The 21,848-nt window shown below is 33.6% G+C and carries 24 protein-coding genes and 1 pseudogene; 13 read left to right on the forward strand and 12 right to left on the reverse strand.

All coding sequences use genetic code 11. The annotated features are described in order from the left end of the window. Positions 1–7: 7 nt before the first annotated feature. Positions 8–373, reverse strand: a complete 366-nt coding sequence (locus O5640_RS01440; RefSeq protein WP_269612808.1) for a hypothetical protein — start codon at positions 371–373, stop codon at positions 8–10. Between the two features lie 111 nt (positions 374–484). Here O5640_RS01440 and rsmA point away from each other — a divergent pair, with 111 nt between their 5' ends. The 6 genes from rsmA (at position 485) to secF (ending at position 6,310) form a co-directional block, all read left to right on the forward strand. Next, on the forward strand, positions 485–1,324 hold the full coding sequence (gene rsmA / locus O5640_RS01445) for a 16S rRNA (adenine(1518)-N(6)/adenine(1519)-N(6))-dimethyltransferase RsmA (protein ID WP_269612810.1): 840 nt from the start codon (positions 485–487) through the stop codon (positions 1,322–1,324). Positions 1,325–1,334: 10 nt separating this feature from the next. Further along, on the forward strand, positions 1,335–2,294 hold the full coding sequence (ispE, locus tag O5640_RS01450; protein ID WP_269612811.1) for a 4-(cytidine 5'-diphospho)-2-C-methyl-D-erythritol kinase: 960 nt from the start codon (positions 1,335–1,337) through the stop codon (positions 2,292–2,294). Continuing rightward, entirely contained in the window at positions 2,281–2,643 is a 363-nt protein-coding gene (locus O5640_RS01455) for a DUF3082 domain-containing protein (RefSeq protein WP_269612812.1), read from the forward strand. Before ispE ends, O5640_RS01455 begins: the two co-directional genes overlap by 14 nt. A 194-nt stretch (positions 2,644–2,837) precedes the next feature. After that, positions 2,838–3,827 (forward strand): pyruvate dehydrogenase complex E1 component subunit beta, encoded by a 990-nt coding sequence (locus tag O5640_RS01460; RefSeq protein ID WP_269612813.1) that lies wholly within the window; start codon positions 2,838–2,840, stop codon positions 3,825–3,827. A 2-nt stretch (positions 3,828–3,829) separates the two neighbouring features. Beyond that, on the forward strand, positions 3,830–5,320 hold the full coding sequence (secD, locus tag O5640_RS01465) for a protein translocase subunit SecD (protein WP_269612814.1): 1,491 nt from the start codon (positions 3,830–3,832) through the stop codon (positions 5,318–5,320). 24 nt (positions 5,321–5,344) lie between these two features. Further along, positions 5,345–6,310 (forward strand): protein translocase subunit SecF, encoded by a 966-nt coding sequence (secF, locus tag O5640_RS01470; protein WP_269612815.1) that lies wholly within the window; start codon positions 5,345–5,347, stop codon positions 6,308–6,310. A 295-nt stretch (positions 6,311–6,605) separates the two neighbouring features. On the opposite strand, the gene O5640_RS01475 is transcribed toward secF, so the two are convergent. Further along, a complete protein-coding gene (locus O5640_RS01475) occupies positions 6,606–6,803 on the reverse strand; it encodes a hypothetical protein (protein WP_269612817.1) in 198 nt (65 codons plus the stop codon). A gap of 149 nt (positions 6,804–6,952) precedes the next feature. Here O5640_RS01475 and O5640_RS01480 point away from each other — a divergent pair, with 149 nt between their 5' ends. Then, entirely contained in the window at positions 6,953–8,602 is a 1,650-nt protein-coding gene (locus tag O5640_RS01480; protein WP_269612819.1) for an ArnT family glycosyltransferase, read from the forward strand. A gap of 39 nt (positions 8,603–8,641) precedes the next feature. Next, positions 8,642–8,785, forward strand: a complete 144-nt coding sequence (locus O5640_RS01485) for a hypothetical protein (protein ID WP_269612820.1) — start codon at positions 8,642–8,644, stop codon at positions 8,783–8,785. Positions 8,786–8,795: 10 nt separating this feature from the next. Here O5640_RS01485 and O5640_RS01490 read toward each other — a convergent pair whose 3' ends face one another. After that, entirely contained in the window at positions 8,796–9,140 is a 345-nt protein-coding gene (locus tag O5640_RS01490; RefSeq protein ID WP_269612821.1) for a hypothetical protein, read from the reverse strand. Between the two features lie 222 nt (positions 9,141–9,362). Between O5640_RS01490 and O5640_RS01495 the strand changes: the two genes are divergently transcribed. Continuing rightward, complete coding sequence (locus tag O5640_RS01495) at positions 9,363–9,632, forward strand: hypothetical protein (protein WP_269612822.1); 270 nt, start codon at positions 9,363–9,365, stop codon at positions 9,630–9,632. Positions 9,633–9,982: 350 nt separating this feature from the next. On the opposite strand, the gene O5640_RS01500 is transcribed toward O5640_RS01495, so the two are convergent. Further along, entirely contained in the window at positions 9,983–10,285 is a 303-nt protein-coding gene (locus O5640_RS01500) for a DUF2103 domain-containing protein (protein WP_269612823.1), read from the reverse strand. Positions 10,286–10,375: 90 nt separating this feature from the next. Between O5640_RS01500 and petN the strand changes: the two genes are divergently transcribed. Beyond that, positions 10,376–10,477: a cytochrome b6-f complex subunit PetN gene (gene petN / locus O5640_RS01505; RefSeq protein WP_071841048.1), complete on the forward strand. Its 102-nt coding sequence runs from the start codon at positions 10,376–10,378 to the stop codon at positions 10,475–10,477. Between the two features lie 137 nt (positions 10,478–10,614). Here the strand turns inward: petN and psb29 are convergent, their stop codons facing one another. Continuing rightward, positions 10,615–11,220, reverse strand: coding sequence for a photosystem II biogenesis protein Psp29 (gene psb29 / locus O5640_RS01510; RefSeq protein ID WP_269613773.1), 606 nt, complete (start codon positions 11,218–11,220; stop codon positions 10,615–10,617). A gap of 84 nt (positions 11,221–11,304) precedes the next feature. Here psb29 and clpP point away from each other — a divergent pair, with 84 nt between their 5' ends. Next, positions 11,305–11,895, forward strand: a complete 591-nt coding sequence (gene clpP, locus O5640_RS01515; protein ID WP_269612825.1) for an ATP-dependent Clp endopeptidase proteolytic subunit ClpP — start codon at positions 11,305–11,307, stop codon at positions 11,893–11,895. Positions 11,896–11,904: 9 nt separating this feature from the next. Here clpP and ftsH read toward each other — a convergent pair whose 3' ends face one another. The 3 genes and pseudogenes from ftsH to pyk form a co-directional block, all read right to left on the reverse strand. Next, positions 11,905–13,827 carry an ATP-dependent zinc metalloprotease FtsH gene (ftsH, locus tag O5640_RS01520; protein ID WP_269612826.1) on the reverse strand — a complete coding sequence of 641 codons (1,923 nt, stop codon included), beginning with the start codon at positions 13,825–13,827 and terminating at the stop codon, positions 11,905–11,907. 142 nt (positions 13,828–13,969) lie between these two features. Next, positions 13,970–15,199, reverse strand: coding sequence for an ABC transporter permease (locus tag O5640_RS01525; protein ID WP_269612827.1), 1,230 nt, complete (start codon positions 15,197–15,199; stop codon positions 13,970–13,972). A 35-nt stretch (positions 15,200–15,234) separates the two neighbouring features. Beyond that, positions 15,235–16,662, reverse strand: a pseudogene (pyk, locus tag O5640_RS01530) (pyruvate kinase); the annotation flags it as partial. Between the two features lie 78 nt (positions 16,663–16,740). Between pyk and O5640_RS01535 the strand changes: the two are divergent. Next, positions 16,741–17,070: a nucleoside triphosphate pyrophosphohydrolase family protein gene (locus O5640_RS01535; protein ID WP_269612829.1), complete on the forward strand. Its 330-nt coding sequence runs from the start codon at positions 16,741–16,743 to the stop codon at positions 17,068–17,070. A gap of 7 nt (positions 17,071–17,077) precedes the next feature. Here the strand turns inward: O5640_RS01535 and O5640_RS01540 are convergent, their stop codons facing one another. From O5640_RS01540 to ilvA, 3 genes are read right to left on the reverse strand one after another with little or no spacing between them, the layout of a single operon-like run. Next, positions 17,078–17,380 carry a YggT family protein gene (locus O5640_RS01540; protein WP_269612830.1) on the reverse strand — a complete coding sequence of 101 codons (303 nt, stop codon included), beginning with the start codon at positions 17,378–17,380 and terminating at the stop codon, positions 17,078–17,080. A gap of 23 nt (positions 17,381–17,403) precedes the next feature. After that, the gene (gene scpB / locus O5640_RS01545; RefSeq protein ID WP_269612831.1) at positions 17,404–17,910 is read right to left on the reverse strand and encodes an SMC-Scp complex subunit ScpB; all 507 of its coding nucleotides are present in this window, start codon (positions 17,908–17,910) and stop codon (positions 17,404–17,406) included. A gap of 48 nt (positions 17,911–17,958) precedes the next feature. Beyond that, the gene (gene ilvA, locus O5640_RS01550; protein WP_269613775.1) at positions 17,959–19,503 is read right to left on the reverse strand and encodes a threonine ammonia-lyase, biosynthetic; all 1,545 of its coding nucleotides are present in this window, start codon (positions 19,501–19,503) and stop codon (positions 17,959–17,961) included. A 119-nt stretch (positions 19,504–19,622) separates the two neighbouring features. On the opposite strand from ilvA, the gene dxs reads away from it, so the two are divergent. Then, on the forward strand, positions 19,623–21,509 hold the full coding sequence (dxs, locus tag O5640_RS01555; protein WP_269612832.1) for a 1-deoxy-D-xylulose-5-phosphate synthase: 1,887 nt from the start codon (positions 19,623–19,625) through the stop codon (positions 21,507–21,509). 72 nt (positions 21,510–21,581) lie between these two features. Here dxs and psaK read toward each other — a convergent pair whose 3' ends face one another. Next, on the reverse strand, positions 21,582–21,842 hold the full coding sequence (gene psaK, locus O5640_RS01560; RefSeq protein ID WP_269612834.1) for a photosystem I reaction center subunit PsaK: 261 nt from the start codon (positions 21,840–21,842) through the stop codon (positions 21,582–21,584). Positions 21,843–21,848: the final 6 nt, after the last annotated feature.

Below are 21,848 nucleotides of genomic sequence, written 5' to 3' on the forward strand. Positions count from 1 at the left end.
CATTTGTTTAATCGATATCATCTTCAAGGAGAAATTGTTGAAATTGTGTATATAGGCTTAGTGATTCTTCAGGAGAGAGATCTTTTGATTTTTCACTAATATTTTGATCTGTATTAGAAGAAATTTTCAAATGATTTGTTTCAAGTTTTTTTAGTCTATCTAGTAAATGAGGTGGTACGTTCCCATCTGTACTGACTTCCATCAACTCTCGAAAAAGTTGTTCAGGATTGGTTTCAATTTCTACTGGGTGTAAAGTTTGCTTTTTTGCATTTTTTTGAATTTTTAAATTATTTGAATGAGACTTTGAAATCTCTTTAGGAAGTGTTCGACCTAGCTGCTTTAAACGCTCGAGGCTATGGCTATCAAAAGTCATATTAGAAACTGTATATTGATTGAAGATCTTTTTATGAGTATATTTTAAATAATTTAGTTTTTTTTGAGTGACATATGTGATCGTTTCTAATGTGGTTTTCAGATTAAGGGTATGGGTGATAACACTTTGAACGATTTTAGGCATATTCCTAGGAAGCGCTTTGGGCAACATTGGTTGAAAGATCAGGGTGTCCTTAATCAAATAGTTAAGGCTGCCAGATTGAATTCTGAAGATTGCGTATTAGAAGTTGGTCCGGGTAAAGGAGCCTTAACTCAAAAATTAATTGAATCACAAGCAAAATTCATTCAAGCAATTGAACTAGATAGAGATTTAGTCGTTGGTTTAAAAAAACGTTTCGCTCATCAAAATAAATTTAGTCTTAGAGAGGGAGATGTTTTATCTGCTTCATTGGAGGCTGGAAATGGATTAATTATTAACAAAGTTGTAGCTAATATTCCTTATAACATTACAGGTCCAATATTAAAAAGATTGATTGGTGAATTAAAAAAACCACCTGAAAGAAATTTTGAAACTTTAGTTTTACTTATGCAAAAAGAAGTCGCACAAAGAATTGTCGCTTTACCTGGAAATAGTAATTTTAGTGCTTTAAGTGTAAGGATCCAGCTTTTGGCAAAATGTCATGATGTATGTGATGTTCCTTCTAAATGTTTTCAACCGGCACCACGGGTGGATTCCAGAGTCGTCATGATTCGACCCTATGTATCTAGAGATCCAGATTTTTATGAAATAGGGAGTTTTTTAGAGAAACTTTTAAAACATGCCTTTGCAGGTAGAAGAAAGAAATTACGAAACACGATTGGAAGTTTTGTTACTTCTAACGATCAAATAAAGGAATTTTTTGACTCTAGAGGTATTAGTCTTGAACAAAGACCACAGGAAATCTCACCTTCCAATTGGTTCGCCTTGGCAAAAGCTTTAAAAGAAACTTGAATTATTGAAAATGGTTCCTCCCAAAGCAAATGAAGATTTTCTTATTGCAGAAGCACATGCAAAAATTAATCTACATTTAGAGGTTTTAGGTATTAGGTCCGATGGCTTTCATGAATTGGCAATGGTCATGCAAAGTATTAATTTAAGTGATCAATTGAAGATGACAAAAAGTGTAAATAATAAAATTATTCTTCATTCGAACAATAATGAGATTAGTAATGGTGATGACAATTTAATAATAAAAGCTGCTAATTTGTTGAGAAATAAAGTAGGAAATACAGAATTAGGTGTTTATATAGAACTTGAAAAAAATATTCCTATTGGTGCAGGATTGGCAGGCGGATCCACAGATGCTGCAGCTACATTGGTTGGATTAAATAAACTCTGGAGGTTAAATCTAGAGATTGAGGAATTAGAGAAGTTATCAAAAGAAATTGGCTCAGATATACCTTTCTGCGTTTCAGGAGGTAGGCAGATATGTTTTGGTCGAGGGGAAATTTTAGAAAAAATAAAAATTGAACGGTTAGATTTAGGTCTCATTTTGGTTAAAGACCCCTCAATCCAAGTCTCTACACCAGTTGCATATAAGAAATATAAAGAAGAGTATGGTCATACTTATCTTAAAGATGATAGGGATTTTGAAATCAGGAGAAATATTCTTAGATCTAACAACTGGTCAGACCAGTCTCTTTTAGATACTCGAACAGAAATACAAAATGATTTACAAAAAACGGTATGCCCTATGGCACCAGAGGTGAAAAAGTCTTTGAAAATCTTATCTCGAATACCTGGGTCTCGACTAGTTTCTATGAGTGGCTCTGGACCAAGTTGTTTTGCGTTGTTTAAAAATTATGATGATGCAAAAAAAATGCTAAAAAAACATGTTAATGATTTTGAAAGAGCTGGTTTATCAGCTTGGGCATGTTCAATGAAATCTAATGGAGTTCAATTAGGAAATGAATTCACCTAGTAATGGATTTAAAAAAGAATCAGATAACAAAGCTACTACATCATTAAGTGCTAAAGATAGCTCTAGTTCTGAGCCAAAGAAGGGACCTTTAAGCTTTCTTTCCGGTTCAATTACAAGTTTATCGTTTAGCTTGTTAAGCCTATTTATAAGTAAAAAAATAGTTTTATATTTTTCTATTCATACCCCTAATTATTCTTCACCAATTGCCCAAAGTATTGCCTCTGGTTTTAAAACACTGATTATCGGAATTAGCTTTCTCGCAACTTTTACGTTTGGATTTATTGGACTAGGTTTGTTTTTAGTATTTATTCGAAGTTTGATAGAAGCCAATAACGAACAAACAGACTAGTATTTAACTATTAAATTGTAATATTTAGATCTTTCTATGACTCTTCATGATTTAGGACTTCTCGTTTTATTACTCTCTCCTGGAATGTTGCTTTCCATATTGCTGTTATCGACTTTTGCGGCAGGTGGGTAATTAGGCACAGTTTGAGATAGTTTGGGATAACAAACCGGTAATCCGGACGATCTGTTAACGCTGTGAAAGGGACCCTTTTATTTAATGCTCTTCGTGAAGCAATTGATGAAGAAATGGCTAGAGATCCCTTGGTCTGTGTAATGGGAGAAGATGTTGGTCAATACGGCGGGTCTTATAAAGTAACGAAAGATTTATATGAAAAATATGGTGAGTTCAGAGTATTAGATACACCAATTGCTGAAAATAGTTTTACTGGGATGGCTGTCGGTGCCGCCATGACAGGATTAAGACCAATTGTTGAAGGGATGAATATGGGGTTTTTATTGCTGGCTTTTAATCAGATTTCCAACAATATGGGAATGTTGAGATACACAAGTGGAGGGAATTTTACTATTCCAACAGTAGTTAGAGGTCCTGGCGGGGTTGGAAGACAATTAGGCGCTGAGCATAGTCAAAGGCTTGAAGCATATTTCCATGCAGTTCCTGGTATAAAAATTGTGGCTTGCAGCACGCCCACGAATGCAAAGGGTCTAATGAAAGCTGCCATAAGAGACAATAATCCTGTTCTTTTTTTTGAACATGTTCTTTTATATAACCTCACAGAAGAACTTCCTGAGGGTGATTATGTTTGTGCTCTAGATCAAGCCGATCTAGTAAAGGAAGGAAGAGACATTACAATTCTGACTTATTCAAGAATGCGACATCACTGTTTAAAAGCAGTTGATCTTCTTGAAGACAAAGGAATTGATGTTGAATTGATTGACTTAATAAGTCTTAAGCCTTTTGATATGGAAACTATTTCTAATTCTATAAAAAAAACTCATAGAGTAATCATTGTTGAAGAATGTATGAAGACAGGTGGTATTGCAGCCGAATTGATGTCTTTAATAACTGAGAATTGTTTTGATGATTTAGACTCTCCGCCTGTTCGTTTAAGCAGTCAAGATATTCCGACTCCTTATAATGGAAACTTGGAAAATCTAACTATTATTCAACCTCATCAAATTGTAGATGCTGCTGAGAAAATTATTAATAATGGAGGAGTTGATTAATAATGAGTCGGAAGAATTATTGGTTTCTTGTAGTTATCCTTTTTGCAGTCCTAAGTATTTTTATCTGCACTAATATACCTTTCCAATTAGGTCTGGATCTACGTGGAGGTAGCCAACTAACATTAGAGGTTCAGCCTACTGAAGAAATACCAAAAATCACTCCCAATGAAATTGAAGGTGTTAAGGCTGTTCTTGATAAGAGGGTAAACGGCCTAGGAGTTTCTGATTCTCAACTTCAAACCGTAGGAACAAATCAATTGTTACTAGAACTTCCAGGAGAACAGGATCCCTCTGGTGCTGCAAAAGTATTAGGAGAAACGGCTCTATTAGAATTCAGAATTCAGAGAAAAGGTACAGAGGTTAAATTAAGAGATTTACAAAGTCAACGAAATAGCCTTGAATCTATTATTAAATTATTAGAAGATAATAATAATTCAGCTCAATTGATAAAGGAGATAAACATTAACAAGGAAATTAACCAGTTATTCGAAAATTATAGTATTAATTCTGACCAGATATTGAATATCGATCAATTCAATCTTTTAAGAAATAAAATAAATAGTGATATTGCAGATTTGTTTGACGCAACACCATTAACTGGCAAATATTTGATAAATGCAGGCAGACGTCAAGATCAAAATACAAACAAATGGGAAGTAACTTTAAGCTTCAATAATGAGGGAGGAGAATTGTTTGCAGATCTAACAAAATCCATTGCTGGCTCTTCTCGATTACTAGGAATTGTTATTGATGGCAACTCTTATAGCGAGGCAAGTGTTGGTAAGCAATTCGAGACTGCTGGTATTACTGGAGGGGCTGCGACAATTAGCGGTAATTTTACAGCTGATGATGCTAGAAATTTAGAAGTTCAACTAAGGGGAGGTGCTTTGCCTTTGCCTATAGATATTATTCAAATAAGAACTATTGGCCCTTCTTTAGGGACTCAAAATATTCGTTTAAGTCTTTTTGCTGCTTTAACAGGGTTACTCTTTGTTGGTATCTTTATGATTTTAATTTATAAACTAGCTGGATTTGTAGCTGTTCTGGCATTGTCCTTTTATTCTCTATTTACGCTTTCTATTTATGCATTACTACCGGTGACTCTTACTCTTCCAGGTATTGCTGGGTTTATATTAAGTATTGGAATGGCTGTTGATGCTAATGTTCTTATTTTTGAAAGATTAAAGGAAGAATTACTTAATGGAAACACTTTAATTCGTTCAATCGATGCAAGTTTTAAAAATGCTTTTTCTTCAATAATTGATGGTCATTTAACTACTCTAATAAGCTGCATTACGTTATTTTATTTGGGCACTGGATTTGTAAAAGGCTTTGCAGCTACATTGGGTATAGGTGTTGTTTTGAGTTTATTTACAGCCTTAACATGTACAAAAGCAATATTGAAGTTCTTAATGAGTTTTCAAGGCCTTAGAAAAATTTCTAACTTTATCAACCCTAAACTAATTCCATCACCATCTATCAACGTTCAATAGAAACTAATTCAAATCAATTCAATTATGAAATCTAATTTTAATGTTCAACTCTATAAAAATAGAAAAGTTGTTTGGCTTATTTCATTTTTATTATGTTTAATATCAGTAATTGGAATGCTAATTTGCCTTAGAAGTACATCTATTCAAGCTCCTTTAAACCTTGGGTTGGATTACACTGGAGGAACTCAAATAACCTTAGAGAGAAGCTGTACTGATGATTGTATTACTTTAAATACATCTGATATATCTAATAATATAATCGCTTTAAAAGGTCAGGATAAAAATTTTATTTCAAATACTCCCCCTAATTTATCTAGCTCGCAAATACAATTACTTGATAATTCAAAATTAATATCCATTAGGTTGCCATTCCTATCTGCAGCTCAATCTGAATCTGTAGTTTCAGCTGTTAATAAATCTTTTGGACCATTTATCAATAAAAATACTTCAGTTGAAATTATTGGACCTAGTCTTGGAGAGCAATTACTTAAAAGCAGTTTAATTTCTTTATTCTTTGCTTTTCTTGGAATAGCTTTATATATAAATTTTAGATATGATCGGAGGTACTCATTCTTAGCTTTATTTGCTCTTTTGCACGATATACTCATTGTTTGTGGTGTGTTTTCGTGGCTAGGATATTTATTTAATGTAGAGGTCGATTCCCTATTTGCTGTTTCTCTTTTGACTATTGCAGGTTATTCCGTAAACAATACTGTTGTGGTTTTTGATAGGATCAGAGAAAAAAGTTTAATAGATAATAAATTAAGTTTTAAATATCAAATTGATAAAGCCGTTAGTGCAACTTTAACAAGGACACTATATACAAGTTTTACTACACTACTTCCACTAATATGTATATTAATTTGGGGCGGATCAACCTTGTATTGGTTCGCATTTTCACTGGTTATAGGCGTTATAGCTGGTTCATGGTCAAGTATAGCTTTAGCTCCTTCATTGTTGTCAATAACAAGCCAAAAAGATTTTGATTGAAGAATATGGGATTCATTTCTATAAGTAGATTATTTAATTATATAAAATATAATTGGCTACAAATTCTTTTAATTACACTCTCAATATACGATTTAAGAATAGATCTTAGAATACTAATAGATTATTTCACCTTTTCGACTCTCTTGTATACCATTTTTGAACACCCATTAGCTATTACGATATTAATTACAAGCCCAAACTTTTTTAATACAATAAAAAAAAATAAATATTAAATATTTTTATATGTTTAATATTTATAGTTTTTAAAGTTGCTATAAAATAATTAGTTATTTTCTTACTTTTTTGCTTTCCTAGATGACTTTGGTTCAATTACTACTAATAGCTCTTCCATTTGAGTCATTAATTTTTTGACTTCTGTTGGCTCTGGGAGTGATAGCTCTTCTGTTACTCCTAGATGCATTTTTCTCAGTTCAGCTCGTAAAATCTTTAGAGAGGCTTTTACTTCTTCTTTCTTTTCCTTTGCAGTTGCCATCTTTTATTAATCTTAAAATATCTATTATTATACATGATGTTATAATCACACACTGTTCTATATACCCAAAACAAATTACTAGGGATATAATTTGATTTAAAGTAAAGTATCTTTTGATTGAACTTACGAATTTCTAATCATATCCGACCATGCAATTTCATCCATCAATTGTTATTAACTATAAGAAGGTTAAAGTAGAATTTATAAATTTCTTTTCTAAGAATAAAATAATCATTGTACCTTTAATTTTTGTACTTTTATATATATCACTTTATTTCCTTATCGATGTTTCTACTCAAAGTCTAGTTGCACATGATGAGGGACTTTACGCTAGAAGAGCAAGATTGCTTGAATTATCTGATAATTGGTTTTCTCCCCCTTTCCAAAATCCTCACCATAAGACCTTAGGAAGTTATTGGTTTATATCATTATCTATAAGGTGGTTCGGAACTAGTGAATTAGCTCTAAGGCTTCCTAGTATCATTTCATCATTCTTTTGCTTAATTAGCTCTTATTTAATTGCATTAATAATTACAAATAAAAAATCTGCATTGATCTCTGTGTTCTCACTTTCATCAATGCCTTTATGGATACAATATTCAAGATATGCGAGCCCTGATATTCCATTTGTATTGTGCATCCTTTTGGTTATTCTATTTTTCCTTAAATCTTTAATTTCTTCTGAAAATATTAGACAGTATTTTTATATATTTTTGTCTGGCCTTTTTATATCTACATCTTTTTTTATAAGAAGTTATATGGCCTTTGTCCCTCTGATAGGACTCACACCATTTATTTCTTATCATTTGTTTAGAAAAGAAAATATTTTTTATATTTTCTTTTGTACTGGAATATTTATAGGCTCAATACCAACGTTTCTTAATTTTTATTTCGCACATCAAAATTTTGGGATCATTGGCATTACAAGCCTTTTTGATTTCGCAAGGAAACAGGCAGTCGGTGAAATTGGTTTCAATAATTTATTATTTATACCTTTGAATTTTCTTTATTTAACTTTCCCAGTTGGAATATTATTCCTTATAATTTTTGTTTTTACTAGACCTAATAGTAGGAGTAAGTATCCTTTATTGATTTATATTTATCCTTTTTTATCTTTGACTTTATTACTTTCTATGTCTACTTCATATCCTCACTATTATCTTTTTCTCTTGCCTTCTTTATGTATAATGTTTTCTACATACTTAACTTCTAACTCATTTAGATATCCCTTTTCAAAATTTACTATTAGTTTTTTATTATTATTTATAATTTTATTTGTATCATCTATCCTTTTGTTATTTATTATTCATTATAACGAATTAGTATTCGAGTATTCTTATGGATATCCCTTAATTATTTATTTTATTTCCTCTTTTTTATTCCTAGCATATTTTTCTTCAATAAGATTTCTATTTGATATTAAATATTTTCGGTTTAATTTAATTAATTTTTTTTATAATATAGTTATACCTCAATTTATTTCTTTATTACTATTGTTTAATTTTGGAGTATTAGGTAATCCAAACTATAAAACTAAAATTTTCTTAAAAGATGAAGTTGTATTATCAATTGTAAATTCTAATACCATTTATTTGTATGGTGTTGAAAGTAAAATTCAGACTTTATTGTCATATTATTTACCTTCCTCAAAGGTTATATATGATTTTGATAAAATCAGGAAGTTTAAATATGTAATTACTTCTGATATTAATGACTTCGAAAAACTTGATGTAATGAATCTCTTTACTTCTGTTAAAAAATTTGACAATCACTTATTATTAATGAACATTAGTAAATAAAGTTATACTAAATTTTATTTATATAATCTCAAAATAAAAATGAATAAGATACTTAAAGATGCTTACACGAAATTTTGGGTTCCAGTTATGGGTAGGTTCGTTTCTAGATTGATTCCTTTGCTTGAGGGAAAGGCTCCTGAAAAACCTCCAACATATGATATTGATGGTGATAAAGGAAATTAGCCAAAGGTGTTTATTCTGGTAATGAACCCCCATGACAATATCCAACAGCTAGGGAATTTATATCCATTTCATTTTTTGATCCATTTATATTATTTGATTTGAGATACTTAGTAGTTTTATCTATGCATGAGGCGCTTGATGATGTATACCTTACTATTGGGTATATGTATAATATTCCTGCAATTAAAATGGCGGTATAAGCTATATATTTTTTATTTTCATCAATAAAACCTGCTGCCAATTTTTTTTTCTTGAGATATTTAGAAAGCCATGAATCAGGTAATCCGATTTGAACAAACAACAGTTCAACCCACCATGGTAGTTTTGCTTGATTTTTATCTGAATTACTTTTCATAGTGATAGTTAGATTAGTTAGCCCTTTGATAAGATTTTATGGGCTATTATCACATCGATATTGTACTAACTAAAATATATCCCATTTTTATCAAAATGGAACACTCATCTTCTACCTTTATGAGTATTTACTCTTATTCTTCTTATTTTTAAATACCTTTACTCCTGTAATTGATTTTTCTAAGAAAAATAGTGTATTATTTTTGAGGATGAATTGTATTCAATGGCAAAAAGAAGGCGTAAACTTAGTCCTGAATTAGAGAAAAACATTTCATTAGCTAAGAAGCAAATTGAATTAATTACAGCCATGATTCATGATATAGACGAGGATGATATACAGGAAGAATACAAATCTGCATTTTTACCTGTAATGAGTGCATACATGTCCCTTGATCAGATGTATAAGGAAGTAGGTTTTAATGATGATACTACTAATCTTCATAAATTATATTTGACTAATTTAGATAAATTTAAAAACGAATATGAGATTTAGATATATAAGCTTTTAACTTATTATAGTTATATTAATTAGATCAATTATAATAGAGAATAATTTTATATAGTTAACTTATATTTTTAATTTTGATCTTTTCTTAATAAATAAAGTATTTTTTTAATTTTTCCGGTTTTGAAATTTTTTTTAATGTTCAAATCTAATTTCTTTATTAATTAATAGAGCTTCTTTGATTTAACGAATTATAGTTAAAAAAATAATTTTTTCTATGGCAGACAATCTATACGAAATTGATTCAGCTATGAATATGATTAAAGAAGATATCATAAGAGAACTTTCTGAATCTGTATCTAAGCAAAATAAAACCCCATATTTCCCCAAAACTATATCTAACAACCTTTCTTTTTCCGATAACCCTTTGGATTAGCTTTCTCAATTATATTTATAATTTCATGCTCATCCAACCTTGTAACCAGAAAGACCTCTTGTACAAGTTTACCTTTCCTGGCAAGTAACTTATAACCTTCATTCGTTTTCACAGTTACTTTTAGTTCAAGCTTTTCACCTCTCCCATTAGTCTTTGATAGAGAGGCAGGAGTAACTGTCTTAATCTCATCACTAGTTGCTATCTTTTTCAACCATTTGATTAAGCCTTCAATGTTTGTGCTGTGGTTTTGGACAAGTCTTCCCATTTTGTGATCCCTTTGTATGTTCTTTTAATTTCTTTGGATTACCGTCTTAAAGCTTTTTGATAAGTTATAATTTAAAAAATAATTCTAGTCATGATCTTCACTTTAGGTTGGGCTTCTTTAGCTGCTATTTTCACTTTTTCAATAGCAATGGTTGTATGGGGCAGAAATGGTGATGGTTCTATTGATATTTAGTCAACGTTATGCCTATAGACTTTAACCTCTATAGATTTCTATCTTTTTTTTCTATTACGCTTCTTTCATTTATCACAATTAGTGTGATTTATATTACTTATATTGATTGGAAAGATAAAAGAAGAAAGAAATGATATCTAATTTTTGTTGGATGTTAAATTTAAGGAGATAATTTCTAAGGCTTGTTTCATTTTCTCAATATTTGACTTATACATACTGATATCTTTTTCAACCCTTGAATATTGGTAGCCAAGTAATTCTGAAATATTATTTATTTCTTTATTGATTTCTTCATCTTTTCCATCTTTTAATGATGGTAATTCGCTGACTAATTTATATATGCCGATAGCATTGATACGACTATAATAGCCATTTTCTTTTGTTTCATTATTTACTTCTGATAGAAATTCATTTAGTTCTTCTTTCGTAAATGATTTTGCCTTATTAACTAATTGTTTTGAAGAGCTATTTATCTCAATTGGATTAAAACCATTGCAATTGCATATTGCATCGAAAAGTTTAGTAATATGTTCACTAGGTTTATATCCGCTAGTAAATTTACTAAATATTTCTTTTAATCCAATAGCAAAAATTGAGTCTTTTTTAAAGTTTTTCTGATGACTTAATAAGTGAAGTTCAACTAGAAGCTCATCAGCAAGCTTTCTATAAATTGCAGGGATTACATAAGGAAATTCCTTATGGAATTCAGATTTGCTGTCTGAAATTGTTGCTCTAACGCTCAATGCCAAACCTAGATAATTCTTAAGAGACCTTAGCTTACCCTCTGACTTAGCTAGGATCATGAAAACCGACCATTATTACGTTAAATGATTCCAATAGTTATTGAAGAATCTGGAAGAGGGGAGAGAGCCTTTGATATTTATTCAAGGCTTTTAAGAGAAAGAATAGTTTTTTTGGGTGAACCAGTTACAAGTGAATCTGCTAATAGAATTGTTGCTCAACTCCTTTTTCTAGAGGCTGATGATCCAGACAAAGATATTTTTCTCTATATCAATTCTCCAGGTGGTTCTGTTTATGACGGGCTTGGTATTTTTGACACAATGCAGCATGTAAAGCCTGATATTCATACAGTTTGTGTTGGCCTTGCTGCAAGTATGGGTGCCTTTCTTCTATGTGCTGGTGCAAAAGGAAAGAGAAGCAGCTTGCTTCATTCAAGAATCATGATTCATCAGCCACTTGGAGGTGCAAGAGGACAAGCTAGTGATATAAGGATCCAGGCTGATGAAATATTGTTTATAAAAGATAAATTAAATAGAGAATTATCTGAAAGGACTGGCCAAGATATTGAAAGGATTAGAGAGGATACAGATAGAGATTTTTATATGTCACCAGCAGAAGCTATTGAATATGGCATTATTGATAATGTGTTTAACAAGCGACAAATAAATTCAATCTAAATTAAATTTTTATTTAGGATCTTGTAGGACAGGTATAAATCTATCTTTCTCAGGAACCATTGTGAATTCAGATAATATTTTGCAGAATTCATCTCCATCCATAGTTTCCTTTTCGATTAAAATCTCGACTAATTTATCCATAGCTGATCTATTCTTTGCTACTAATTCAAGTGTTTCTTTATAGCATTGCTTAACTATTTTTCTAACCTGTTCATCAATTTGTTTTGAAATTTCATCTGATATGTCGGAGGTATTCATAAGACTTCTTCCAACAAAAACTTCCTGACTATCTCCTTCTAATGAAACTGGACCAAGGCTGCTCATTCCAAATCTAGTAACCATTTGACGAGCCATAGATGCTACCTGCTGCACATCACCCCCTGCACCAGTTGTTACTTCTTCTCTTCCAAAAATGATATCTTCTGCAGCTCTTCCACCTAATGCGCCCATAATTCGTGCTTTCAATTGAGCCCTACTTATTAAAGCCTGATCATCATCTGGAGAGAACCAAGTCAACCCTTTTGCTTGACCTCTAGGAATGACAGTAACTTTTTGGACTGGGTCATGATCTTTTACTAGCGAACCAATTAAGGCATGACCAACTTCGTGATAAGCAATTAGTCGTTTACTTCTTCCATCAACTAATGGTTGGCCTTCCATTCCTGCAATGATGCGATCAACTGCATCATCTATTTCTGAAAGACCTATATGATCTTTTCTTCTTCTGGCTGTAAGAATAGCTGCTTCATTAAGTAAATTGGCAAGGTCTGCTCCTGTAAAACCAGGGGTTCTTCTGGCAATACTTTCTAATGTTAAATCCTTTTCTAATTTTTTATTTCTGGAGTGAACTTTAAGGATAGATAATCGTCCAGTAATGTCAGGTGCATCTACAGTTACTTGTCTATCAAACCTACCTGGCCTCATCAATGCTGAGTCGAGTACATCTGGTCTATTAGTAGCTGCAATGATGATAATTCCACTATTCCCTTCAAATCCATCCATTTCAGTCAGAAGTTGATTGAGTGTTTGTTCTCTTTCATCATTTCCTCCCCCAATACCAGCACCTCTCTGTCTTCCAACTGCATCGATTTCATCTATAAAAATTAGGCAGGGACTATTTTCTTTGGCTCTTTTAAACAAATCTCTAACACGACTTGCACCTACACCAACAAACATTTCAACAAATTCTGAGCCTGAAAGAGAGAAAAAAGGTACACCTGCTTCTCCAGCAATTGCTTTAGCTAATAGCGTTTTACCAGTTCCGGGTGGACCCACTAGTAAAACACCTCTAGGAATTTGAGCTCCAACAGATGTAAACCTCTCGGGTTGTTTAAGGAAAGTAACTACCTCTTCTAAATCTTGTTTGGCTTCATTTACACCTGCAACATCATCAAATTTGACACCAGTTTCAGCTTCCATAGCAAATCTTGCCTTTGTTTTACCAAATTGCATTGCTTGGCCTGGACCACCTGGCATTGAATTTGATCTTCTTGAAAGGAGAATCAATCCCCCAATAAGAATTAGTGGGAAAAGTAGATTGCCCAGAATTCCTAAACCAGCTGGAGCGGTTCTAGGTGGATGAATGTCAAAACTAATTCCCTCTTCTTTTAGTGAGGAAACTAGTTCGGGTGCTAATCCTGGCAGATCAACTCTTAACCGTTGAACTCTGTTATCAATTTCAGGATCAACTGATTCGACGATTGCATTTCTACCGCCTTCGTAGATATCAACAGAGGTTACTCTTCCTGCTTTTACATAATCAAGAAATCTTCCATAACTGATCTTTGCTACTGGTGCATTCCTTGATGTATTTGAGATGTTTGAATTAGTAACTTGAGTGTTGGTTGATGAGCCAAGAATTTGCCATGTAATAAGAATCACTATTGTTATAGGGAGCACCCATAGAGCTATAATTTTCCATTTCTTATCCATAAATCTTTGAAATTTCACATGATTCTAATGGTGTAATGCCCCTTTCTGTTGGATAGCTCTTTAGTTTTTTGGGAATTATTTAAAAAAAAAAGTTGAAATAAGTAAAATTTATAAGCTAATGTTATTAGTTAAATTATGAAATTTATAAACTTCTTAGTGCAGTAATAGGATCTAATTTGGCGGCTCTTTTTGCTGGTAATACTCCAAATGTTAAACCTATTGTACCCGAAATCATTACTGTAATTAATACAGTTCCATAACCAATAGCAGCAGGTAATGGTGTTAATAATGCAACAATCTTTACAGTTGTAAGTCCTAAGCCAGTTCCAGCGATACCACCAAGTGTAGAAAGTATTAATGATTCGATTAAAAATTGAGTCGAAATATCAAGTCTTCTTGCTCCAAGTGCTTTCCTAAGCCCTATTTCTTCTGTTCTTTCGCTTACAGATACTAACATAATATTCATAATCCCTATTCCACCAACTAACAATGATATACCCCCTATTGCAGCCAGCATCAATGTTAAACCTCCCGTAATCGTTGAAACTATTTGCAAAGCATCCTTTTGAGATCTAACGGCAAAGTCATCATCTCTAATTATTTTATGTCTTTGTCTCAATAAGTTTGTTATTTGGAATTTTGCAGCTTTTGTTGATTTTTCATTTATAGCTTCAACACTTATAAAACTAAGACTTATTCCATATGTTGGATCTTTACCAGTAATTCTACTGACCATAGTGGATAAAGGAATGTATGCATTCTCATCTTGGTTGCTACCAAATACAGCACCTTTGGGCTTCATTACCCCCACAATTTCAAAAGACTGGTCTTTTATTCTTATCCTCTCTCCCAAACCTTGTCTTTCATTGAATAGCTTCTCTTCAAGATCAGGTCCAATAACTACAACGTTTTTGGCTCCTTTCGTATCTTGTTCATTGATGAAACGACCTTTAGCAATTTCAAAGCTTCTTACAATTAAGAAATCGCTTGTAACTCCTGATATAGAGCTACTTGTACTTTTAGAACCAGTTTGTATGACTTCATTTGATGAAATTTGTGGGGCAACTCTCTTAACCGTAGGAACTTGTTCTTCTATCGCTTTTGCATCTTTAAGAACTAGATTTTTTGGAAAAGCTACTCCTCTTCTTCTTGTGTCATTATTTCCAGGAACAACAAATAAAACATTTGCTCCTAGATTACTTAACTGATTTTCCGCCAGATTTTGGGCTCCTCTCCCCACACCTACAAGTGTTATGACAGAAGCATTACCAATGACTATTCCAAGCATGGTTAATAGGCTTCTAAACTTATTAGATTTAAGATTTTTTAATGCCATTCCCGATGTTTCAGTAAGCGGGAGTTTTCTTTTCATATCTTTTAAATAAATAAAGATTCATTATCTTCATCCGAACTAACTATCCCTACTTTTACTAAGTCTGTTGATCCACTTACTCCTGATAATGTTCCTGCTGTTTCAACTACGAGATCTCCTCGCTTTAGAATATTCATCTTTTTTGCCATAGCCATAGCATCATCGAATGTTTTTGATGTGGTTGTTTGATTTTCTATTAGAAGTGGGGTGACTCCCCAAACAAGTTGAAGTGTGCTCGCAACACTCTTTTCATTAGTTACTGCTAGTACTGGAGTGGCTGGTCTAAATTTACTTACGTTTTTTGCTGTAGCACCACTTTTTGTTAAGGGTATAATAGCTGCTGCGTTTATTTGTCTTGCAATACTGCTTACTGCTGCGCTTATCGCATTTGGAATAGTACTTGGAAGATGACTTTCCAATGCTTTTTGTGGATAATCTCTTTCAATTCTTTTAGCAATAGTAGCCATTGTAGCTACAGCCTCAATCGGATAATCGCCTACAGCAGTTTCATTTGAAAGCATTACAGCATCCGTTCCATCAAGTATTGCATTCGCTACATCACTTACTTCTGCTCTTGTAGGCCTCGGACTTGAGGCCATTGAATCAAGCATTTGCGTCGCAGTGATAATCGGTATGCCTAGGCTGTTTGCCTTTTTGATCAGTTGTTTTTGTAATAATGGAACTTCTTCTGCTGGCATCTCCACACCCAAGTCACCTCTAGCAACCATTACGCCATCACATAGTTTTAAAACAGCATCAATTTGATCTATCGCTTCAAATTTTTCGATCTTTGCCACTACCGGGGTATCAAAACCATGATTCCTAATTAAATCTTTTATCTCTATTAAGTCTGAAGGATTTCTTACAAAACTTAGTGCTACCCAATCAACGCCTTGTTTTAATCCAAATGCGAGATCTTCTTTATCTTTATCTGTTAATGCCCTAATAGATAGTTGAACATCAGGGAAATTTACCCCTTTGTTATTAGAAAGAACTCCCCCTACAGTAATTGAACAAATTAATCTTTGTTCTTTTAGATCTACTTCTTCGACTTTCATTTCTACCCTTCCGTCGTCCAGGAGAATACGATTTCCAACATTTACCTCTTCAGCTAATTTGTCATAAGTGACATTTGCCTGATCCTTATTACAGTCAATATTTTTTGATGTAAGAATAAATTTATCTCCATTTTTAACATTTACAGGACCGTTCTTAAATCTACCAAGTCTAATTTTAGGTCCTTGAAGATCTTGAAGTATTCCTATGTGAATGCCTAAATCATCTGAAACTTGTCTAATTGTTTTTATTCTTTGAGCATGTTCATCATGGTCTCCATGACTAAAATTTAGACGGAAAGTAGTTGCACCAGCTTCTACTAACTTAGTTATTTGACTCGCACTTTCAGTAGCGGGTCCTATTGTGGCTACGATTTTGGTCCTTCTAGCCAGGTCTAGTATTGTCATTTATGTGACTTGTGATAACAAAAAACTAACATCTGATTGTGTTTTATTTGTCAACTTTGCTTTTTTTAGAAAATAAACATGGAATTAAATGATTATCAAAGAGAATCTCGTAAGACAGCTCTTTATCCTGATGTTGGAAGCAATGCTATTTATCCAACTTTAGGGCTTGTTGGTGAAGCAGGTGAGGTTGCTGATAAAGTAAAGAAAATTCTAAGAGATAAAAAGGGTGTATTTGATAAAGATAGTAAGGATCAAATTAAATTTGAACTAGGTGATGTCCTTTGGTACATATCACAACTTTCTAGCGAACTGGGATATGAATTAGAAGATGTCGCTAATGCAAACTTACTAAAGCTCAAAAGCCGAAAATCTCGAGGAAAAATACAGGGCAGTGGCGATAATCGTTGATCTTCAATTATCCATATATTTGAAATCCTCCCATCGCTAATGCGGCTGCATTTCCAAGAATTCCTTGAATAACTCTGATAACTACAAAAGCTAAGATGGGGGATAAATCTAAGCCTCCTAATGGAGGTATAATTCCTCTGAAAAAATTTAAGTAAGGATCAGTGATGGCACATAAATTTAAAAGAATTGGATTACTCATATCAAGATTTGGGAACCAGGTCAGCAGAACCCTAATGATTAATATTGTTGAGTAAATTCCAAGTGTTTTTAAAAGCACAAGCAGAATTGTTGGAATAATTTCGTAACCCATTAGCCTTTCATTTTTCTACTATATTAAGCCGCCTTTTTGTCTTCTGCTTGATCTGGTTCAGGTAATACGGAAAATGTTTGATGAAATTTTTCTGAGAGAGTTAACCAGAAAGAACGTCCATCCTTTTGCCGCCTTCTTTCAACGAAGTTTTTATTTACAAGTTCTTTAATGTGATCGTATGCACCAGATCCTCTGATATCAACCAATTCTGATTGGAGTATTTTTTTCTTAAGTGCAACAGTTGCCAATGTTCTTAGTGTAGCAATAGATAAATCTGCTGGAAGGAGATCCTGAACCAATTCACCTAATCCTTGCCTTAACTCTAAGCTGTAAAAATTTTTGTTTTCGTTTATTTCTAGAGAAGTGTCACGCTGAGCATATCCAGCCTTAAGTTCCCAGAGTGCTTTTTCTATTTCAACAATATCTTTATTCAGTAATTCAGCCATCTCTTTTGATGATGTAGGTCTTCCTTTGAGATAAAGGATTGCCTCAATCTTCGCTGGTAATGAAATTTGTATGCTTTCACTCATAACTTTGAAATTAGAAATCCTTTTTCTTGATATCCAAAATTAACGCGTCTAATTAAACTCTGCACCTAAAAATAATTTATATGATGGATTATCGGTTTCTTCCCAACTTTTATAACCTATTTTTTTTACAAATTCATTCCAATTCTGAATATCAGAATCCTTTACGAGCACTCCTATTACTATTCTTCCAGTATCAGCACCATGGTTTCGATAATGGAAAATACTTATTGTCCACTCTGGTCTCATAGAGTTAACAAACCTCATTAAGGCCCCTGGCCTTTCAGGAAATTCAAACCTGTAAAGTAATTCACTGAATTCTCCTTTTGATAATTCATTTATCGACCTTGGGAGCCTTCCCCCAACCATATGCCTGAGGTGAACTTTTGATAATTCATCATTACTCAAATCATGACAATCAAAACCTTTCCTTTTGATCTCAGAGATTAATAATTCCCTATCATCAATATTCGAAACTTCTACACCCATAAATATCTGAGCAGTTTTACCTTCTGACATTCTGTAACTAAATTCAGTTAAACTTCTTGATCCAAGTGTTTCACATAAAAGTTTTAAACTACCTGCTTTTTCTGGAATTCCCACTGCAATCATTGCTTCTTTTTCTTCTCCTAATTCAGCCCTTTCTGCTACAAATCTTAGTCGTTCAAAATTCATATTTGCACCACAAGCAATTGCTACTAGGTTGTTATTTTTTAACTGATTATTAACAACATGTTTCTTTAAACCAGCAATAGATAATGCACCTGCTGGTTCAAGAATTGAGCGTGTGTCTTCGAAAACATCTTTTATAGCTGCACAGATTTCGTCAGTATTTACTGTAACCATTTCATCAACATTTTTTTTACAAATTGAAAAGGTCTTTTCACCAACCTTTCTTACTGCAACACCGTCTGCAAAAAGGCCAACACTCTCAAGCTCAACTGGCTTGTTGTTTTTTATTGAAAGTGTCATTGCGCAGGCATCTTCAGGTTCAACACCAATAATCTTTGTATTTGGCCATATTGCTTTTACGTATGCACTGACTCCAGCAATAAGTCCTCCTCCTCCTACAGCGATGTAAATAGCGTCAGGTGGTGTATGACTCTGTCTAAGAATCTCTAGACCTATTGTCCCTTGTCCAGCAATGACTTCAGGATCATCAAATGGATGGATGAAAGTTAGATTTTCTTTTTTAGATATTTCTAGTGCTTTTTCGTAGCATTCATCATAAGTTTCTCCGAAAAGAATGACTTCTGCTTTGTGTGATTCAACGGCTCTTACTTTCATTACGGGAGTTGTAAGAGGCATCACAATCACTGCCCTGCATTTAAGAAATGATGCACTTAAAGCAACTCCCTGTGCATGATTTCCAGCGCTTGATGCAATTACTCCTTTATTAAGCTCTTCCTTGGTTAGCTGAGACATGCGGTTAAATGCACCTCTCAACTTAAATGAAAACACTGGTTGAAGGTCTTCTCTCTTAAACCAGATGTCATTTTTGAATTTTTTACTTAAGTTTTTTGCCCTTTCTAGTGGGGTTTCTTCAGCAACGTCATAAACACGAGCTCTTAGTATTTTCTGGAGATAGTCCTCCATATCTAGTTTTTCAACGATTTTTGCTTTGTGCATTTTCTACATTCCATTTGTTCTTGTGCAAGTTTTATCAAAATGTAGGGTAGACCTCGTAGATTGGAGGGATTAAATCTCAGAGTTGTATGCGTCTGAGCCAGTTAAGTCATCCGAATGAGCTTCATGGCTTAGCCATTAGTGAATTGGAAGATGTTGCTTGCCAAATTAGAGAAAGGCATCTTCAAGTAGTTTCTACTAGTGGTGGGCACTTAGGTCCAGGTCTTGGTGTTGTTGAGTTAACAATTGCTCTCTATCAGACTTTGGATTTAGATGTTGATAAAGTTATTTGGGATGTTGGGCATCAAGCTTATCCACACAAGTTGCTAACTGGTAGATACAACCAATTTGATTCACTTAGACAGCAAAAAGGCGTTGCTGGTTACCTAAAAAGATCAGAAAGTAAATTTGATCATTTTGGAGCTGGTCATGCGAGTACTTCAATTTCTGCTGCTCTAGGTATGGCTATCGCTAGAGACCGAAAAGGGGAGGATTATAAATGTGTTGCAGTAATTGGAGATGGTGCACTAACTGGTGGAATGGCTTTAGAGGCTATTAATCATGCAGGACATCTTCCAAAAACTCCTCTTTTGGTTGTTTTAAATGATAATGATATGTCGATTTCACCTCCTGTTGGAGCATTATCGACTTATTTAAATCGAATGCGTCATAGCCCCCCTGTTCAATTCATATCTGACAGTGTTCAAGAAAGTGTTAGAAATCTCCCTTTCATGGGAGATGCTATTCAAGAGGAATTTAAATCTCTCACTGGTAGCGTTAGACGTTTAGCTGTTCCTAGTGTTGGTGCTGTTTTTGAGGAATTGGGTTTTACTTATATGGGGCCTGTAGATGGTCATGATATTTCTGAATTGACTAGGACATTTAATGCTGCGCATAAGGTTGGTGGACCTGTAATGGTTCATGTTGCTACTACTAAGGGAAAAGGTTATCCATATGCTGAGGCTGATCAGGTTGGATACCATGCTCAGTCTTCTTTTGATTTGACGACGGGTAAATCTATTCCTTCTAAAACTCCAAAACCTCCAAGCTTTAGTAAGGTTTTTGGTCAAACTTTAGTTAAGCTTTGTGAGCAAGACAGCAAGATTGTTGGTATTACTGCGGCTATGGCAGAAGGTACTGCTTTAAATCTTTTACAGAAGGCTATTCCAGATCAATATGTAGATGTTGGTATTGCTGAACAACATGCTGTAACTCTCGCAGGTGGTATGGCTTGCGAAGGCATCAAACCAGTTGTGGCCATTTACAGTACTTTCTTGCAACGAGCTTATGATCAGTTAATCCATGATATTGGTATACAGAATTTACCTGTAACTTTTGTATTAGATAGAGCTGGAATTGTTGGCGCCGACGGCCCAACCCATCAGGGGCAATATGACATTAGCTATTTGAGATGTGTTCCCAATTTTACTGTTATGGCTCCAAAAGATGAGTCTGAATTACAGCAAATGCTAGTAACATGTATTAACCACAATGGTCCGTCAGCCCTAAGAATTCCTAGAGGGTCAGGTGAAGGAGCCGCCTTAATGGAGGAAGGATGGGATTCTCTAGAAATTGGTAAGGCTGAGATAATAGAAGAGGGAGATAATTTATTAATAATTGGCTATGGATCTATGGTTTGCCCTGCGATTAAAACAGCGGCAATACTTAAAGAATCTGGGGTGAATAGCACTGTTATTAACGCTCGCTTTATAAGACCATTAGATGAAGAATCTATTCATAATGCTGCAAAAAGAATTGGTAAAGTAGTAACAATGGAAGAAGGAACATTATTAGGAGGTTTTGGATCAGCAGTCATTGAATCATTTAATGACAATGATATTTTTGTGCCTACATTAAGAATTGGAATACCAGATAAACTAGTAGATCATGCGACTCCTCAGCAAAGCAAAGAATCCCTTGGCTTGACTCCAGAAATGATGGCTGATCAAATTAAAAATAAATTTAATTTTAATTAAGAGTATCTACAAAAAAAGAAGGAATATTTATATAAATATTCCTTCTTTTTTTATTTAATTTAGAAATTTATTTTATAAAACGCCTCTGGCTGCAAGTCCCAATATTGATCCTATTCCCAATACATGACCTAAGCAGTTTGCAGCTACAACAGAACCATGACTTAGACCACCAAAAAATTGCGAATTAGGAATTGGAAACCCTTCGTTTGGCTTTTCAATATTTGATCTTGCTATTGCATAAGCAAGTAAATTGCAAATGATCATCACAACGGCACATTTTGGAGACCACTGAAAAGTCACTGGATCAGCTGCTGCTAATAATGTTGTGAGCATCTTTTA

It is taken from the genome of Prochlorococcus marinus str. MIT 0912 (assembly GCF_027359595.1).
GTDB classification, from domain to species: Bacteria; Cyanobacteriota; Cyanobacteriia; order PCC-6307; family Cyanobiaceae; genus Prochlorococcus_B; species Prochlorococcus_B marinus_C.